The sequence below is a fragment of the Microcoleus sp. B7-D4 genome, assembly GCF_036705125.1.
In the GTDB taxonomy this organism is placed as follows: Bacteria; Cyanobacteriota; Cyanobacteriia; order Cyanobacteriales; family Microcoleaceae; genus Microcoleus.
This window is the reverse complement of the sequence record NZ_JAUBTT010000005.1, coordinates 100449-117546: the sequence shown is the minus strand read 5'-3', so window position 1 is coordinate 117546 and position 17098 is coordinate 100449. Positions and strand designations below refer to the sequence as shown.

General features: G+C 44.8%; 18 protein-coding genes and 1 pseudogene. 4 read left to right on the top strand and 15 right to left on the bottom strand.

From position 1 onward, the window contains the following. Positions 1-199 precede the first annotated feature (199 nt). Positions 200-3817, top strand: coding sequence for an urea carboxylase (gene uca, locus QUB12_RS03225; RefSeq protein ID WP_333305469.1), 3618 nt, complete (start codon positions 200-202; stop codon positions 3815-3817). Between the two features lie 685 nt (positions 3818-4502). On the opposite strand, the gene QUB12_RS03220 is transcribed toward uca, so the two are convergent. The 5 genes from QUB12_RS03220 to QUB12_RS03200 all read right to left on the bottom strand — a co-directional run bounded on the left by QUB12_RS03220 (position 4503) and on the right by QUB12_RS03200 (position 7899). Beyond that, positions 4503-5291: a class II glutamine amidotransferase gene (locus QUB12_RS03220; RefSeq protein ID WP_333145272.1), complete on the bottom strand. Its 789-nt coding sequence runs from the start codon at positions 5289-5291 to the stop codon at positions 4503-4505. Positions 5292-5584: 293 nt separating this feature from the next. Then, the gene (locus tag QUB12_RS03215; protein WP_333305467.1) at positions 5585-6481 is read right to left on the bottom strand and encodes a thermonuclease family protein; all 897 of its coding nucleotides are present in this window, start codon (positions 6479-6481) and stop codon (positions 5585-5587) included. 96 nt (positions 6482-6577) lie between these two features. After that, on the bottom strand, positions 6578-7156 hold the full coding sequence (locus QUB12_RS03210; protein WP_333305465.1) for an ACP phosphodiesterase: 579 nt from the start codon (positions 7154-7156) through the stop codon (positions 6578-6580). A 3-nt stretch (positions 7157-7159) separates the two neighbouring features. Further along, on the bottom strand, positions 7160-7495 hold the full coding sequence (locus tag QUB12_RS03205; RefSeq protein WP_190740648.1) for a XisI protein: 336 nt from the start codon (positions 7493-7495) through the stop codon (positions 7160-7162). Next, entirely contained in the window at positions 7483-7899 is a 417-nt protein-coding gene (locus tag QUB12_RS03200) for an element excision factor XisH family protein (RefSeq protein ID WP_333053641.1), read from the bottom strand. The genes QUB12_RS03205 and QUB12_RS03200 overlap by 13 nt, the downstream gene beginning before the upstream one ends. Before the next feature lie 91 nt (positions 7900-7990). Between QUB12_RS03200 and QUB12_RS03195 the strand changes: the two genes are divergently transcribed. After that, positions 7991-8278 (top strand): hypothetical protein, encoded by a 288-nt coding sequence (locus tag QUB12_RS03195; protein WP_333305463.1) that lies wholly within the window; start codon positions 7991-7993, stop codon positions 8276-8278. On the opposite strand, the gene QUB12_RS03190 is transcribed toward QUB12_RS03195, so the two are convergent. The 8 genes from QUB12_RS03190 to QUB12_RS03155 all read right to left on the bottom strand — a co-directional run bounded on the left by QUB12_RS03190 (position 8241) and on the right by QUB12_RS03155 (position 14222). Beyond that, the gene (locus QUB12_RS03190; RefSeq protein WP_333305461.1) at positions 8241-8435 is read right to left on the bottom strand and encodes a hypothetical protein; all 195 of its coding nucleotides are present in this window, start codon (positions 8433-8435) and stop codon (positions 8241-8243) included. The genes QUB12_RS03195 and QUB12_RS03190 overlap by 38 nt on opposite strands. Then, complete coding sequence (locus QUB12_RS03185) at positions 8417-9277, bottom strand: restriction endonuclease (RefSeq protein ID WP_333305457.1); 861 nt, start codon at positions 9275-9277, stop codon at positions 8417-8419. Before QUB12_RS03185 ends, QUB12_RS03190 begins: the two co-directional genes overlap by 19 nt. A gap of 119 nt (positions 9278-9396) precedes the next feature. Beyond that, on the bottom strand, positions 9397-9975 hold the full coding sequence (locus QUB12_RS03180; protein ID WP_242716837.1) for a Uma2 family endonuclease: 579 nt from the start codon (positions 9973-9975) through the stop codon (positions 9397-9399). A gap of 89 nt (positions 9976-10064) precedes the next feature. Continuing rightward, positions 10065-10478, bottom strand: a complete 414-nt coding sequence (locus tag QUB12_RS03175) for a hypothetical protein (RefSeq protein WP_333305454.1) — start codon at positions 10476-10478, stop codon at positions 10065-10067. A gap of 237 nt (positions 10479-10715) precedes the next feature. Next, the gene (locus QUB12_RS03170; protein ID WP_333305452.1) at positions 10716-10970 is read right to left on the bottom strand and encodes a hypothetical protein; all 255 of its coding nucleotides are present in this window, start codon (positions 10968-10970) and stop codon (positions 10716-10718) included. 304 nt (positions 10971-11274) lie between these two features. Beyond that, positions 11275-13245 carry an acetate--CoA ligase gene (acs, locus tag QUB12_RS03165; protein ID WP_333145264.1) on the bottom strand — a complete coding sequence of 657 codons (1971 nt, stop codon included), beginning with the start codon at positions 13243-13245 and terminating at the stop codon, positions 11275-11277. Between the two features lie 121 nt (positions 13246-13366). Next, positions 13367-13729 (bottom strand): DUF5615 family PIN-like protein, encoded by a 363-nt coding sequence (locus QUB12_RS03160; RefSeq protein WP_333145263.1) that lies wholly within the window; start codon positions 13727-13729, stop codon positions 13367-13369. After that, positions 13707-14222 (bottom strand): DUF433 domain-containing protein, encoded by a 516-nt coding sequence (locus tag QUB12_RS03155; RefSeq protein WP_445300654.1) that lies wholly within the window; start codon positions 14220-14222, stop codon positions 13707-13709. The genes QUB12_RS03160 and QUB12_RS03155 overlap by 23 nt, the downstream gene beginning before the upstream one ends. Positions 14223-14297: 75 nt before the next feature. On the opposite strand from QUB12_RS03155, the gene QUB12_RS03150 reads away from it, so the two are divergent. Both QUB12_RS03150 and QUB12_RS03145 read left to right on the top strand, forming a co-directional pair. Then, complete coding sequence (locus QUB12_RS03150) at positions 14298-14987, top strand: restriction endonuclease subunit R (protein WP_445300653.1); 690 nt, start codon at positions 14298-14300, stop codon at positions 14985-14987. Positions 14988-15124: 137 nt separating this feature from the next. Next, the gene (locus QUB12_RS03145; RefSeq protein ID WP_333301013.1) at positions 15125-15955 is read left to right on the top strand and encodes a site-specific DNA-methyltransferase; all 831 of its coding nucleotides are present in this window, start codon (positions 15125-15127) and stop codon (positions 15953-15955) included. A gap of 15 nt (positions 15956-15970) precedes the next feature. Here QUB12_RS03145 and QUB12_RS03140 read toward each other — a convergent pair. Together QUB12_RS03140 and QUB12_RS03135 are read right to left on the bottom strand one after the other, a co-directional pair. Beyond that, positions 15971-16575, bottom strand: a pseudogene (locus QUB12_RS03140) (ScaI family restriction endonuclease). After that, entirely contained in the window at positions 16576-16797 is a 222-nt protein-coding gene (locus QUB12_RS03135; protein WP_333145260.1) for a helix-turn-helix transcriptional regulator, read from the bottom strand. It abuts the pseudogene before it with no gap. Positions 16798-17098 lie beyond the last annotated feature (301 nt).

Here is a 17098-nt window from a genome sequence, read left to right as displayed (position 1 = left end):
GTTTTAGGGCGGGCTAGAAGCCCACCCCACAACAAAAATTAATGTTTGTGGAACAGGCATCTTGCCTGTTCTTCAGGATAGTTTTAGGGCGGGCTAGAAGCCCACCCCACAACAAAAATTAATGTTTGTGGAACAGGCATCTTGCCTGTTCTTCAGGCTAGTACAAGATGTAACTAGATACCAATCAGCAATTACCTAAATGTTTAACAAAGTTTTGATTGCAAACCGCGGTGAAATTGCCTGCCGAATTATCCGCACGCTCGATCGCCTCGGAATTGCTTCGGTAGCAGTATATTCTGAAGCCGACGCCCATGCCAAGCACGTTTTCGCCGCCAGCGAAGCGGTTTGTATCGGTGCAGCCGCCGCAGCCGAGAGTTATTTGCGGTTCGATCGCATTCTCGAAGTTGCGCGCCAAACTAAAGCTCAAGCTATTCACCCTGGTTACGGCTTTTTGAGCGAAAATGCTGAATTTGCCGAAGCTTGTGCAAGCGAGAATATTGCATTTATCGGCCCGACTCCGAGTCAGTTGCGCTGCTTTGGATTGAAGCACACCGCGCGGGAAATAGCCGCTGCAAATCAAGTGCCGCTAACTCCCGGAAGTGAACTTTTAGCAAGTTTGGAGGATGCCCAAAAAGCGGCTGGGGCGATCGGCTATCCCGTGATGCTCAAAAGTACCGCAGGCGGTGGCGGCATTGGTTTGCAGGCTTGTTTTGGCGATCGAGATTTGGCAGAAGCATTTGAAAAAGTACAGCGTTTGAGTCAAAGCAATTTTAAACAAAGCGGCGTTTTTTTAGAGAAATACATTCAAACAGCCAGACACATTGAAGTCCAAATTTTTGGAGATGGCAAAGGCAATGTCATAGCCTTGGGCGAGCGAGATTGTTCGGTGCAGCGGCGCAATCAAAAAGTAATTGAAGAAACCCCCGCCCCTGGTATTAGCGACGAACAGCGAAATCACTTGTACCGTGCAGCAGTGCGGCTGGGAAAAGCGGTAAATTACCAGTCAGCGGGTACTGTTGAATTTGTATTTGATGTCGATGCGAAACAGTTTTATTTTTTGGAAGTCAACACGCGCTTGCAAGTCGAACACGGCGTTACTGAAACTGTCAACAACATCGACCTCGTTGAGTGGATGGTAAAACAGGCTTCGGGAGATTTGTTCCCCCTGGAAGAGTACCGTTATCAGCCGCAGGGACACTCAATTGAGGTGCGAATTTATGCGGAAGATGCCGGCAAGAATTTTCAGCCGAGTTCCGGGTTGCTGAATCAAGTTGCGTTTCCCGAAAACGTCCGCTGCGACAGTTGGATAGAAACCGGCACGGAGGTTACTCCTTTTTACGATCCGCTGCTAGCCAAAGTGATCGTTTGCGGGGATAATCGAACGCAGGCGATCGTAAAACTAAAAGCTGCTTTAGATGCCAGTGAAATAGCGGGAATTGAAACTAATTTAGATTACCTCCGCCAGATTTTGGACGATTCCCGATTCAGCCGGGGCGAACTGAGCACGCGCTTTTTAAACTCTTTTGAATACGCACCTTTAACGATCGATGTATTGGATGGGGGAACCTACAGCAGCATTCAAGATTATCCGGGGCGGATTGGCTATTGGGATGTTGGCGTGCCGCCTTCTGGACCGATGGATCATCTGGCATTTCGATTGGCAAATCGTTTAGTAGGAAATCCCGAATCGACAGCAGGATTGGAATTCACAGCTACAGGCCCAACTCTGCGCTTCAATGCTGATACAGTTATTAGTTTGACTGGTGCAACTATGAAGGGAACGCTAAACGGCGAACCGGTGCCGTTTTGGACAGCAATTCCCGTAAAAGCTGGCAGCATTCTCAAGTTAAAAGCCATTCAAGGCGACGGCTACCGCACTTATTTAGCAGTCAAACACGGCTTTAATGTCCCCGATTATTTGGGCAGCAAATCAACTTTTGTACTGGGCAAATTTGGCGGACACGCGGGCCGCACGCTGCGTCCGGGAGATGTGTTAAAACTCAACCAAACTGCAACTCTGGAAGCGGAAATATCTTTGCCTCCCGAACTAATTCCCACCTACAGCAATAATTGGGAAATCGGCGTTTTGTACGGGCCTCACGGCGCGCCGGATTTCTTTACTGAGTCAGACATCGAAATGTTTTTCTCCACAGAATGGCAGGTGCATTACAACTCGACGCGGACGGGCATTCGGCTGATCGGCCCGAAGCCCACCTGGGCGCGTCAAGACGGAGGGGAAGCGGGTTTGCACCCGTCTAACATTCACGATAATGCTTACGCGATCGGCACGATCGATTTTACGGGCGATATGCCTGTAATTCTCGGTCTTGACGGCCCGAGTTTGGGAGGTTTTGTCTGTCCTGCTACTATTGTGCAGTCGGAATTGTGGAAAATCGGACAACTGAAACCGGGGGACAGCATTCGCTTTCACTGTTTGAGTTTTGCTGAAGCTTTGCAGCGGGAATTAGCACAAAATAGGCAAATTGCTACTTTTAGTTTGCCTGTTTTTGGGGAAAATGCGGAGGAATTGCCCGCAGTTCCCGCTTCTCCAATTTTGCACGAAATTCCCCAATCTCCGGGACAGGTTGCTGTTACTTACCGTCAAGCTGGGGATAAATATATTCTAGTTGAATACGGCCCGTTGGTGCTGGATTTAAATTTGCGTTTTCGGGCGCACGCATTGATGGAACAGTTGAAAGCCAATCCGTTGCCGGGTGTTATCGAATTAGTGCCGGGAATGCGATCGCTCCAAATTCACTTTGAGGGCCGCCAGATTTCGCAACAGCAGCTAATGCAGGCGCTGATTGCGGCTGAGGCGGAACTTCCGGCGATCGAGGATTTGGAAGTGCCGGCGCGAATTGTGCACTTGCCTTTATCTTGGGAAGATGAATCGACGCTGTTGGCAATTGAAAAATATATGCAGTCTGTGCGATCGGATGCACCTTGGTGTCCCAGTAATATTGAGTTTATTCGCCGCATAAACGGGCTTGACAGCATCGAACAAGTCAGAGAAATTGTATTTAATGCTAGCTATTTAGTGATGGGTTTGGGAGACGTTTATTTAGGCGCGCCCGTCGCAACTCCCCTCGATCCGCGCCACCGTTTGGTTACTACTAAATACAATCCCGCCCGCACTTGGACTCCTGAAAATGCAGTGGGCATTGGTGGCGCGTATTTGTGCGTTTACGGGATGGAAGGGCCCGGAGGTTATCAATTTGTCGGCCGCACGGTGCAAATGTGGAATCGGTTCAAACAAACGGCGGATTTCCAGTCTGGTAAGCCTTGGCTTTTGCGCTTTTTTGACCAAATCAGATTTTATCCGGTTTCCCATGAGGAATTGCACCGCTGTCGGGAAGCATTTATCGAAGGGAAGTTTAAATTAAAGGTTGAGGAAATCACTTTTAGTTTGAGAGAATACAATGAGTTTTTGCATTCTATTGCGGGCAGTGGGGCTGAGTTTAAAGCGCAGCAGCAGGCCGCATTTAATGCAGAGCGCGATCGCTGGGCCGCATCCGGGGAATTTGACGCTGAAGCTATCGCAGAAGCCTCGGCGGATGTGGCTTCTGAAACAGCGGCGGAGGTTACTTTGCCGATCGGCTGTGAGGCTGTTGTCGCTCACGTTTCGGCCAATGTTTGGCAGGTGCTGGTTAATGTTGGAGATGCGGTTGCAGAGGGCGATCGGCTGTTAATTTTGGAAGCGATGAAAATGGAAATTGCTATTACTGCTGATGTTGCGGGCACTGTTGCCGAGTTGTTTTGTGAAAAGGGGCAAACGGTGACAGCAGGACAAATTTTAGCGGCTGTTCAACCGAATTAATCCCTCTGTTGTCACTTCGGGGAAAGTAGAAGCCGTTGGATAATTGGGGGATGATTTTGATTGTTTTGTGGGATGGGATATCGTAGCCAGTCAGGTGTATTTTCACTGAAGGCGGGACACCCTACAAGCATCATCATCAAATTGTGCAACCCCGGCTCAATTAATGAAGGTTTAGCAGCAGTTAGGGCTTCAAAAGGGTGGGGATATATCAATCAAGCAGGCTAGTGGGCGATCGCCCCCAAGTTTCCGCTGTCGGCAGTTTTTCAGAAGGCTTAGCCGCCATACAGTTCAGTTAACACTGTTAATTCCCCGGAGATCCCCCTAAATCCCCCTGATTGTTGGGGGACGCAAGAGCAACTTCTTGTCCCCCCCTTCGTAGGGGCGGTGCCCCCGTGCCCGCCCTCTTGGCTAGGGGGGAATCAGTCTTATCTGAACCGTGTTGGGCTTAGCCGCTGTCAAGCGCAATGACAAATCTGGCTTAATAAATCAAGCTGGAAAGCTGGTCATTTAGCAGGTTCGATGCTCTGTTTAGGCTTTAAATTTGTTTAAACTCACATCTTGCACCATTCTCAAGAACAGGCAAGATGCCTGTTCCACAAAAATTTAATTTTCTTGTGGAACAGGCCGAAAAGCCTGTTCCTAAAAAGCTTATTGACAATGGTGCAACATCTCAGTTGAAATCCCGTTAACTTAACTCCCGCAGCCCAGAATTGACGGGCAAACCATCCTGAAATACCAGCAATTCTCCCGGCTGAATTTGCGTCCAAACTTCGTTATCAGTCAGCGGAAAAGTGGCAATAACAGCCACGCGATCGTCCTCGTTGGTCAATTCCCGAAAATCGACAGTTACATCTTCGTCGATCGAGTGAGCGCTAGCAAAAGGTGCTTGTCGCACAATATAATGCAGATTAGTAGAACAATGGGTGAACAAGTGTTCTCCATCGGAAAGTAAATAATTAAAAATTCCGTGTTCTGCCAAACTTTTAGTAATTTCCTCCAGTACCGGATAAATTTCCGCTACAGCAGGCTTACTTTGAGGAAAAGTAGAGCGCAGCTTTTCTAATATCAAACAGAATGCTTTTTCGCTGTCAGTTTTGCCAACAGGTTTGTAAACTCCGGCACGTTCTGGATTAAAATTTTCCAGATTTCCATTGTGAGCGAAAACCCAATAGCGCCCCCAAAGTTCCCGAATAAAAGGGTGGCAGTTTTCCAAAGCAATTTCGCCTTGGGTAGCTTTGCGGATGTGAGCAATGACGTTAGTTGAATGAATGGGATAGCGGCGCACTACTTCTGCAACCGGAGAAGCAATCGCAGGTTTAGAGTCTATAAAAAGGCGACATCCCAAACCTTCAAAGAAAGCAATTCCCCAACCGTCTTGATGAACGTCTGTTCTGCCACCTCTTGCAGAAAAACCCTCAAAAGAAAAGCAAATATCTGTTGGAACATTGCAGTTCATTCCCAGTAATTGGCACATAGCTTTTAAATCTCTGGAGTTTGGATGGATGTCGCCGCTATTGGCAGCTACAGATCGGCGATGATAGTATTATAGTATGAATGGATTTAGCCTAATAAAAAAAACACAATTATTTTGGATTGTCAACCATAATGCTAATTAAATTTTAAAAAATGCGTGAAGCCAAGCTATCCCGAACGCGCGTGCGGGCCCGTTGCGGTAGGGAATCGCGCAAAATTCAATCGCGTTCCCCGGAGAACAGTCTTCATCGTTCCATTTGTCCTGCAATTTTTTTAATTAAATTTATGTAAAATTCACTTTTGTGGGGGAAAGTCTGAAAGTTGTTTGATATCTTTCAAAACTATTTGAGGCTTCCCTTTGTACTGTTCTACCTTCCCACTGACATACACATATCCCCGTCCCAGACCCGCATAACGTTTCTCGATTAGCCGCTTCAAGGGAGCCATTTCATCAGTTTCCGCATCTGGTATCCACAAATCTAATTTATGATACACCGAACCAGCATAAATTAGAGCGCTGCCGCCGATCCATTTATTAATCCCAGCCTGCAAATCGCAGAAAATAGTAAGAGATTTAGCTTTCTCAGAAGCAGCTAATATTTTCGGGTAGTGCAACCTCAAAGAAAGCGCTCCTGCGGTTGCTTCCGACAACCGAAACTCTTCAACAATCGAGCCTCGCATCGACCACCAAGGCAGTAAATTAGCATAGTTGCGAGAGGGGATTTTGGCATTGATAATCGGATTCCAAATCATCAGATTGTAAGCTTTGGCCGCCGATTCTGCCTCAGTCATTTGTCGGTGATACAATCTGGAGCGCCCGTATTTGACGAAGTAGGGACTCCAGCCTTCTTCAATCAGTTTAAGATTGTAATTTTCTCCATCTTTATGTACGTAACAAAGGAGACGCCCGTAGTTGTCGCGGTGTTTGTGTAGAGCCACTTCAACCGAATCGTCTGTATCAAATTCTATGTCAATTTGAGCAAGTCCACCATCTGCTGTCGCGAAGTATTTTTGAGCCATTTCCGTAGCTGCTTTCCCCGCCGCAGTTACAGGTTTGGAGCCTCCCGGATGACTTTCTTCTGTATCGACGCAAATCAGCCGCAGAGACTCGGTTTTGCCGTTGAGATAAATTTTGATGCTGTCGCCATCAACTACTTTAGTTATTTGCAGGTTCGGAATTCTGGTTGCCATATTTTCAACCCTGTTGCATTTGAGATTTCATGCAGGTATCGGTTGAATTTTACACGAGTTCGTTATCAATAGCAACTGTAATTTTTGTTGTTTGTATTAATATTTGTCAACTGTGGCGTATTTTATCAAGTCGGGGAAAAAATCTCGAAAATCCGATTCTAATCGCTGATAGTTAGCTGTCAAATCTTCTATGCCGCTTGCCAAGTTATTTGTCCGCTTGATTCTGGCCGACATTCTTGTAAGAGTGATGCCGATTTCGGCGATGTCCTGATAAGATGAAAGCAAGTCGCGGGCAATTATTGTTGGCAGCACCCGCTGGAGAGATTCAGGCAATATATCGCGGTTGTCTTGCAGGATTTTATAGACATCCTGAGAAAAATCCCGGAGCGGAATTTCTGAATATTCCAGCCAATTTTTAGCCAAGAAGTGGTCGTAAAACACGTCAATCAAAACTCCAGCAAACCTGCGCCTGTGGGAGCAAACAAGGCTTTTACTCGATCGCACTATTGGGTGAGAGTCGGTGTAGCTATCTACTTTGCGGTGCAAATCGATGCCCTTTCTAATTTCCTCGGGATAAAGGTTGATTGCCGAACCTTTGACAAAATCTCCTAAGAGGTTGCCAATCAGGGATTCTGGCGTGCCTTTTGATAAGAATAGATGAGCCAAATAATTCATTAACTACACAACTGCATAACCTGTATGAGGTCTGACATCGGCGGGATGAAAACCTAAAACAATGGAATCCTTGGAAATCCCAGCAGCTACAAGTTCTTTCGTCACGCCGTATTCTGTCTCATCTCGCTGTACCCAAATCTTATCATCAATAATATCTATATGAACCAAACAGCCGTGAATTCGTTTGGCTTTATCCCAGCCTAAAGTAACTAGGAGGTAACAATCAGATTTTTCATCAAACACGGCTTTACAAATTATATCGCCATGAGAGTAAGGGATTTTTGTGTAAGGTTCGAGAACTGTTTTAATTGTGGTTCTAAAGTTAGCTAAAGTATCCATTTTACGATCGCCTCTTGATTTGGGTCGAATACAATCAGCTTGAGCTTTTCATCTTCAATCATTAATTGACCGATCGGTTCTTCAAATAGAGATTCATAGGTGATATCGCGAACAGCCAGATAAAGCGTATGTTCTGGATAAGTTCTCTGAAGCACAGATCGATAAATAGTAAATTGTCCGATCGCCTCTCTCAAGTCCTGCATTTCTGAATCGCTGACAAAGCTTTTGACTTCCACAGCAATTTTTTGTTCTCCTCGTTCTGCTGCCAGCACCTGTTTTGCTCCCAGATCCACATACATATCTTTTTTTCCCCATTTCAGATGGAGAGGATCGTGAGTAATTATCCAGCCATCATTGAGGAGAGATTTTTTGACTGTATTGTGGTACAGGTCTAAAGCAGGCATAGAACAACACGAGTAATATTAGATTTCATGGTTATATAATAGCAAATTATGATGCAATTATCTTAAACCGCCACTACAAGGAGAAAGAATAATGGCTGTTCTGGAATGTGTAAAACCGGGTGCTAAACTCGGTCAAATTATTCTTGCCGTCGATCTTACTGTTGCCGGTGCTGTCGATCGCGTTCTAGCAAAAATTCAAGACTTGGGATATGACCCAGAAATTCGTCATGTCAACTATCCGTCTGGAGTTCACGTCTTGGCAATTCTCAAAGACGAACAGCACAAGCAAGCAGTTGATGATGACTACTTGCTGGAGGATTGGCTACAGGTAAGGTCTGAAATTAACGCCGATGCCGTTCATCTGTGGCGCGGTAAATAAGCTGTTTTTGGTAGATCCGTGAATCTTGGATAACAAAAGAGCGATCGCCTAACTGTAGTATGCAGGCGATCGCTGCTCCCACGCTCAAATATTGCTTGCGATCGATTGACTGATGCTCGATCGTTTCACAATAGAAGCTTAAATCTTCGTAAACCAACTAGCATCCACTTCCACAGACTCAATCATTTTTATCTTGACACCAAGCCCCAACTCTTTTAGTCGTTGAACTAACTGCTCACCATCAATCAAATCTATTGGGGGTGCGCCATCTCGTGTTGCTTCTTTGACAGCATCTCTAGTAAATGTCCCAGTTGTAATGAATAAACCTTTGTCGGTTCGTCCCTGCATTGCCCCACGGAAGTCTCTAATTTGACTAGCCGTAACCGAACCCTGATAGCGCTTGCACTGAAACAGAACATGAAAGCTCAAGAAACCACTAATACGGGCAATACCTACACCATCAATTCCACCATCGGCGGACTTACCTGTAACCTGTACTTGTATAAAGCCTGATTCACGTAGTAGGCGCTGTGCCAAACGCTCAAATGCAGAAGGTTCTAGTGATAGCAGTATTTGATGAAGCTGTTGATGCCATGCAAGTTCTTCTAAAGTTTCAACAGCTTCAACATTTTCGTTTAAATTGTCTGGCTGCATCACCTTTTTCTTGTCTGTATCGCGAACCACCTTGACAATTTCTTTTGCATCCAGAATATCAAAATCTATAGATGTTGAAACTAAAGACCACACGCCACGTGAGGAATTTTGTAAAAGCCCGTATTTCTTCAAGTAAGTACGACTCCAACCAAGTCGATACTCAACAGCACTCTGGGATTTGTTTCCATGTGGGATATCCAGCACCTCGTCAGGTAAGTTGAGAATCTGCGCTACTCGGTCATAAATCTCTTCAGTAGTTCCAGAGCCACCCAGCATTTGTAGAGCCTGAATTGTGGGCAAGAGCATTGAGTCAAATGTAGGGATTGAATGGGTAGCTCTGTTCATCTAAAAACTGTTGATATAATTTGCCAAGCACTGCTTTTTGAATGAGAAACTGATGGCATCAAAATACTGACCGTCTATTGGCTGCTACTGTCATCGATAATTTGCTAAAGTGCGATCGGCTACATCTCTCGACGGAACAATCTAATAGCTTCCCCAGCATCAGTTTCCGCCATCAAAATACAGCGTTTCATCAAATCGAGATCGAGGTTATTGAGTCCGGGTAGCTGACTGCGATCGCTATTTTCATAGCTACCATCTTGGAGATGATATATCTTCAGTAATCCATCTTCCCAAAACCAAACCTCTGGAACACCCAAAGCTTTATAGCGCTCTAACTTACTGATTCCTCCACTGGTAAAGACAACTTCGATCGACAAATCGGGAATTGGTTTTACACTCCCAATGTAGTAGGATTCGTCTGCTTGCACAGAGACAACTCCCGATCTTTCCTGCGTCATTGCCCCTGTGGGCTTGAAGAAAATTCCCTGTTCGACGAGAAACGTAGTCACTAAGTAACCGATAACATGAGCAAAAGTTTCGTGGTCTTCTCCAGGCATCAGAATCTCGATCGTCCCATCATAGTAAAATAGTCGCACTCTAGGGGAGCCTTCAAAGCCTTTTTGGATAAATTTAAACCGTTCCCACATTCCATGATGAACAATTCGCTGATCTGTGGTTTTGCTAAGTAGTGGAGGCATCGCGCTCAGATCCAGTCCAGAAGTTATCTTGATTGTAGCTCATATTTTTAAGGTTTTTGTAACCGCAGATAAACAACGTCTTTGTGAAGTCACAAAATCACCGAATAGTCATCAGGAATAGGGCCAGTGTATTCTATAGAAATTGACCGGACATCTTTAAATTTTGTCAAAGCTCGGTCTATTTCTTCTCGCTGCGGTGAATGAGCTAAGACTTCACCGCGAATCACATTCCATAAATCATCGGATTCAGTATCAGCAATTAGCACCCACTCGCGGGGATAGCGATCGCGTATTTCTGCCGCCGTCAAGATTTCCCCTGTGGGTTTGTAATCCGACCCATTGTTATTTTGAATCAGAACTTGAGAGGGCAGGTCGGTTTCTGCTTGAGTAATTTCTTCATTTAATAGTTGCCAAAGTCGGCGCTTTTCTTCGAGTTGGAGGGAGGCGATCGCATCTAGCATGACTTGAAAAGGAATTTGCAACTGTACGGTTTCTGGGAGCATGGCGTGTCTCAAGGGATGTTGAGGTGATTTCTAGGATAACTCACTCTTGAATTAGCTGATAATAATACTAACTCAGATTTCTAGTTGGTAAACCGCAGATAAACACAGATGAACGCAGATGTAATCTTATCTGCGTTCATCCGCGTTAATCTGCCTGCATCTGCGGTTAAAAAATACCCCTAGGAATCAGCCCGCAATTTATCCAAAGCCGTTTTCTTTCAGAAGTAGTGTTGCAGCCTATTGAGAGCTATACTCACCAAATGTTGTCACATACCCCTTAACAGTAACTCCCATATCTAATTCCTCGTGATGAATAAGTAGGTTAGATAATTGGGTCATCAAAAATTCAATCTCGCGACGGTTCTCAAACTGGAGAAAAATACTGCTACCTTCACCCTTAATAATCACCGTTGGAATATCGCTGTCGTCTAACTGTGAATCAATATCTGGGATTATTTGTCTGATTTGCTCTTCAGTCCACATCTGACTCATTCCTCTATCTCCCGTTCAAAAATACAGCGGTATGACTTACCACTCTTATTGAGAATGACACCGCAGAAAGTTATGTAGTTTTGCCACTTCCATTATAGCTGATATCTTGCACCATTCTCAATTACCTGTTTAGGAACGGGCAAGATGCCCGTTCCACAAAGAGTGAATTTTCTTGTGGAACGGGCATCTTGCCCGTTCTTGAGAATAGTGCAACATCTCAGTTATAGCGAACAATTAAACCAGACGAACGCAGATGTCATCTTATCTGCGTTAATCTGCCTACATCTGCGGTTAAAAAATCTCCCTACGCACCTCCCCGCAACTTATCCAAAACCGTCCGGTCTTCCAAAGTCGAAGTATCCCCAGAAACCTCTTGTCCCGCAGCTAAAGAACGCAGCAAACGCCGCATAATTTTACCGCTGCGAGTCTTCGGCAAAGCATCAGTAAATCGAATTTCGCCGGGACGGGCGATCGCCCCAATTTCCTTAACAACGTGCTGCTTCAATTCCTTAGCCAATTCTTCGCTAGGTTGCTGCGAGTTGTCCAGCGTGACAAAAGCCACAATGTCCTCACCTTTAATCTCGTCGGGTTTACCAACAACCGCAGCTTCCGCCACCGCTGGATGCGATACCAAAGCTGACTCGACTTCCATTGTGCCGAGTCGGTGTCCGGCCACATTAATTACATCGTCAACGCGGCCCATTACCCAGAAATAACCGTCTTTGTCCTTGTGCGCGCCGTCTCCAGCAAAGTACACAAATTCGCCATCTTTCGGGTGCAAATATTCCCAATAAGTGCGGCGGAAGCGATCGGCATCGTTGTAAAGTGTCCGCATCATTCCCGGCCAAGGATGTTTCACCACTAAATAACCGCCGCTTTCGTTGGTGACTGGTTCGCCATCTTGGTCAACAACATCGACCACAATTCCGGGGAACGGTAGGGTTGCAGAACCGGGTTTTGTAGGAATTGCACCGGGCAAAGCGGTAATCATAATTCCCCCGGTTTCTGTTTGCCACCAAGTATCGACGATCGGACAATTCGACTTGCCAATTACTCGTTGATACCACATCCAAGCTTCAGGATTGATCGGTTCGCCGACGGTTCCTAACAATCGTAAAGAGGACAAATTGCGCGCGTTGGGCAAGTGTTCGCCCATTTTCATAAAGGTGCGAATGGCGGTGGGTGCAGTGTAGAAAACGGTGACGCCGTATTTTTCAATTACATCCCAAAAACAGCCAGGATTTGAAGGGCGAGGAGCACCTTCATACATTAAAGTTGTCGCACCGTTGGACAGCGGCCCGTAGACAATATAACTGTGTCCAGTAATCCAGCCGACATCAGCAGTACACCAGTAAACATCGGTATCTTGGAGGTCGAATATCCATTTGGTTGTCATGTGGGTATAAAGGTTATAACCACCGGTTGTATGGACGACTCCTTTCGGTTTGCCGGTACTGCCACTGGTGTAGAGTACGAACAGCATATCTTCGCTGTCCATCGGTTCGGCGGGACAATTTGCCGATGCACCTTTTTGCAAATCGTGCCACCAATGATCGCGCCCGGGTTCCATGTCAATTTTCTGTTTGGTGCGCTGAACTACGAGAACGTTGGTAACGCTGGGTGTGGCATTATTTGCTAATGCTTTGTCTACTTGTGTTTTGAGGCCGACGGGGGTATCTTTGCGGAAGCCACCGTCAGCGGTGATGACGAGTTTTGCTTGGCCGTCGTTAAGCCGATCGCGCAATGCTTCTGCACTAAAACCGCCAAAAACAACGCTGTGTACTGCACCGATTCTGGCGCAGGCTAGCATGGCGATCGCAGCTTCGGGAATCATGGGCATATAAATGCCGACGCGATCGCCCTTTTGGACTCCCAATTGTTTGATGACGTTCGCCATTTGGCAGACTTCGCGGTGGAGTTGCGCGTAGGTGAGGGTGCGGGAGTCTCCCGGTTCGCCTTCCCAAATCAGGGCGGCTTTATTTTTGCGCCAAGTGGTTAAGTGGCGATCGAGACAATTGTAAGAAATGTTAATTTTGCCATTGACAAACCATTTAGCAAAAGGCGGTTGCCAGTCGAGCACGGTATCCCAGTTTTGGAACCAGTGCAATTCTTGGGCCGCAAGTTCTGCCCAGAATGCTTGGGGGTCAGCTTTGGCTTTGTCGTAGAGGGCTTGGTACTCTTCTAGGCTTTTGATGTGAGCTTTTTGGGAGAATGCAGCAGGCGGCTGAAATAGCCGTTTTTCATGCAGAATTGATTCGATGGTATCTTGCGACATTGCTTTTAACTTTAACTTCGGTTAGTCTTTTTAACTATTGTTTGCATAAGTTGGAGCAAAAGTATGTTTATTTTCCTTAAGACTTTGGGGAATTTTGTAAATGTTGGAGCTGCATGAGAAATTAGAGCACTGGTAAATTGTAAATTCTATCTTCGTACTCATTCTCAAATGATGCTTCATAAATCAGAAGCAGTAGTTCAATATTTTGACCGATACTCAGCTTGGAATTCAGGAGAAAGATTCCGGGAATATGGCGGTTTTGCTCTAGATGATCTGTTAAATGAACAGGCATAGAGCGGCGGTTGTTGGTAACAAGAATGAAATTGTGGATTTCGCACCAAATAAGAATTTCTGGATCGAGAGTCCCTTTAGAAGGTGCTGTTAGTTCTCCCACTGCTAGAACAACCAGATCGGGATTGCGCCTGCGAATTTGGTTAACATACACAGGCTCGACATTTTCATCAAAGAGATACTGGATTGGCATCAGCTTTGCTCCTTGCCTCTCTTTCTGCTTTAAATTTGCGAAGTTTTTCTGTCACTGGAGGAGGATTACGAGTTTGTTCTTCTCGCATTTTTTCGCCCCACTCCAGCCATTCGGTTATGTATTTACCGACTGTTTCTTTGTTGTGCAGGTAGTACAAAATGGTCGCATAAACTTGTTCCAGGGTGAGCGATGTATAAATGTTAGCGATTTCTTCGGGAGTTCGAGCGCGAAACAGGTATTCATAGAGAATTGTTTCGATGCCAATGCGGGAACCTTTGAGCCGAATATCGTCAGGTCTTAGGAAGTTGAAGTAGTCTTCTAGTTGCGTGGTTTGGTGGTTGGCTTCATGAGATTGCTTCTCTTTATTAATGTCTGTTCCTTCGGGAACCAGCACAATTACTTCGGCTCGGCTGTTGCGATATAACTTGAGCGGTTCACCAACGCACAATTGTCCTAGATCGTCGATCGTTGCCATCACTTTAATTGCTTTCATACAATCTACCCGATTTACAGGAGCGATATCTGGTATGATTATATCATAACAAATTCGATGGTAATGCTTTTATAATTGACATTAACAGCCGATCGCACTAAAGCCATGACACAAAATTTAGAAGCAAGTCAACTCTCGCTAAATGACGTTCGCCGCCTTCTCAAATTGGAAAGACAAACAGGAGGAGGTTTTACTGATTTTTTCTCTCTGGAACCTCTGACGGATTTTGAACAGCAGGAATTATTGCAAATCAGCAATGACTTTTGGCGCTATCTAGAAGTGGGAAAGGTTTCTGAAGAATTGGTTAAGTTTTTGTCACTTTCACCGTTAATGAGATTAACGGGATTTTTTAAAGTTCCTGTGGTGCTGACAATGGAAGATAGCATCCCCATCGAGGTTGAGGATGAGGATACTTTAATTAAAGGCCGCTTGGATGTCTTAGCGGTAAATCAGCCGGATGCAGACATAGCGGCGGCACAGTTTTGGATTTTGGTAGTGGAGGCGAAAAATAGTGCGATCGCACCTTTGACTGGTTTGCCGCAACTCCTGACTTATACTTATAAAAGTTTGCAGCAGCAATCGTCTGTTTGGGGATTGACGACGAATGGCGAAAGTTATCGGTTTGTGCGGGTGACGCGGGGAAATCCTTGTACTTATCAGATTTTACCGGAATTGAATTTGATTGACCAAGAGCGATCGCTCTTGTTGGCGCAAGTCTTGAAAGCGATTTGCAAGTTGCAGAATGTGCAGTTACAGTTGGCATGATGTTTGGGAATTCAGGAAGACGAATTAAGGAAGTACACATGATTTAATTACTCCCTGAGTTAATCATTAAAAACGACCAATTTGTGCCAATATAGATTTATACCATCATAAATTTTATCATGCTTATAACTGATATAGTGAATTTTTTAGGCAAACCCTACTTCCAAGCGCCAAACTGCCTCATTTATCAGATGGACTGCTTAGAAGCAATGTCCAAGCTCCCTGATGAATGCGTCAATCTTACTGTGACCAGTCCCCCCTATAACATTGGCAAAGAATACGAAAAAACACTACCACTAGATAAATATTTAAACTGGTGTGAAAGCTGGATAAGTGAAAATTATAGGCTCATCCTTCCTAACGGCGCTTTCTGGCTCAACTTGGGGTATCTATCAATTCCCAATCAAGCTAAAGCTATCCCCATTCCCTATCTACTTTGGGACAAAATTCCTTTTTACCTAATCCAAGAAGTTATCTGGCACTATGGCGCTGGGGTTGCTGGTAGTAAGTTCTTTTCACCGCGCAATGAAAAGTTTCTTTGGTATGTTAAAAACCATAAAGACTATACATTTAACCTAGATGATGTGCGCGATCCAAATGTAAAATATCCTAATCAAAAAAAGAATGGAAAAATTAAAGTCAACTCCCAAGGCAAAAATCCGACTGATGTTTGGGAATTCCCGAAGGTAACTTCTGGTAAAAATAGAGCATCAAAAGAGCGAACCTCTCACCCCGCTCAATTTCCAAGTGCTGTTATACAGCGAATCATCAAAGCTTCATCCAACCCAAATGAAATCATTTTAGACCCTTTTTTGGGTTCAGGAACTACGGCGGTTGTTGCTTTAGATTTGCAGCGCACTATTATCGGATTTGATATCTGTCAGGAATACTGCGATTTAGCTGCCAACCGAATTGATGATTTTCTAAGACAAAAGCAGATTAGCGAAGCTCAATTATCTTTATTTTAAAGATGGTAAATATTGCTAAATAGGCAATTGCAGCAACTTATATCGCTCTACATCAGGGCTTAATTTAGCTTGCTGACCAGTGGCTGCTGTTTGCCCTTGCCAATCTTCTCGATCTATCCATCCAAATCTAACTAAATTAATATTTAGAGTTTGCACGCTTGCCATTTTGGGATTGAATTTCTGGAAATTAACTACAAGGTAATAGCCGGACTTGTCTTTTTTCGGCTTTGCTCCTAGGGCGCTTTGTTGAGCATAACTGCGATTGCCGTAAGTGTTACGACTACTTGAAGAAGTTTTAATTTCAATTGAGAAATTATTGTTCGGGATGTAAACAATATCTTTTTCGAGGGTACTGCGATCGCGCCGCCAAATTCCGGGGTATTTGCTGGCGAGTTCTAATGGGATTAGTTCATGTAAAAAAATCCCATAATTTGGGGAGTTGGGAATAAATTTATTCCTATTCTGTAGCCTCTGCTGGTTATGCTGGATTGAAAAATTTCACTCCAAACTTGAATAACCACGTCATAAATTTCTTGTGGATCTAGTGGGTGTCGATCTATGAGTTCTCGTGTCTTCTCTTCCCAATCTTCGACAGGAAGCCCGGTATAGGGTGATTGCATTTACTCTATTTCCTGCAATAGTTCGCTTGGCGATACTCCTAGAGCTTTTGCTAACCGCAAAATGTTTAATAGAGCTATGTTTCGCTCACCCCGCTCAATACCACCAATGTAGTTGCGGTGCAGTCCGGCTAGTTCTGCTAACTTTTCTTGGGAAAAGCCCTTTGATGTCCTTAGCCTGCGAACTTGCTCTCCAAATTTTTTTAGCTCTGGATTTTTTGCCACACGAGCAAGATATCGGTGAGTGCACTCCAAAATCTACACACTATAAGTGTGATTTAGGATTACATGAAAACAGCACGCCCATAATCCGACGAAGCAGACTTAACTTGATGCCATTACTTTAATTGCTTTCATTGGTACTCCGGGTAATCTAGGCCGTAACAAATAGATTGATGTCTAACGCTTTAGATACCGTCAGTCTGATGTTGGGTAAAATTTTACTCATGACAACCGACTTAATACCTTCGGAATTAGATATCAAGATTTGTTAAAAGTCTGCAATCAGACACTGACAGAGTACACA